Raw genomic sequence first — 525 nt, 5'->3', positions numbered from 1 at the left:
CTGTCAGCACGTTCCGCGCCCCATACGCCGGGGAGTTCCTCACGGCTGCAATTCCAGGATCTTCGCCGCTTCCGTGGCCTTCGCCCCGATAGTGAGAGGCTCGGCACTCCCTTTCCCACCCCGGAGGGCAGGATCCTCACGACGCCGCAGGCTTCGCTTTATGCTACGGACCGCGCTCTCGCTCCCCCTCTCACAGGGCCTTTGACGCTGGGCTTCGACCCCGCCCGTTTCCAGACGAAGCCGCCAGCCTGCTACCGGGCCTCCTGGCAGCTACCCGGACCGGACTTTCNCCGGCAAGCGACGGTGAGCTTACGAACAGCAGGATCCACCGCTACCTCACGGCTTCACCTCCCGTCCCGCTGGGCGCACACTAAGGAGAACGAAAGTAGCTGGACCGGCTACCAGCNGATGTAGGCGAGGTGGGGGTCACCGAAGAAGCCGATGACAAGCGCAGAGTTCTCCTGGAGCCTGCGAAGTGCGGTGAGGGCGTTGGAGTAAAGATCCGAGACCGATGTAATCATTTTT

The organism is Frankia sp. CeD (assembly GCF_000732115.1).
Taxonomy (GTDB): Bacteria; Actinomycetota; Actinomycetes; order Frankiales; family Frankiaceae; genus Frankia; species Frankia casuarinae.
The sequence above is the reverse complement of the archived record's forward strand: the minus strand, read 5'-3'. Positions refer to the sequence as shown.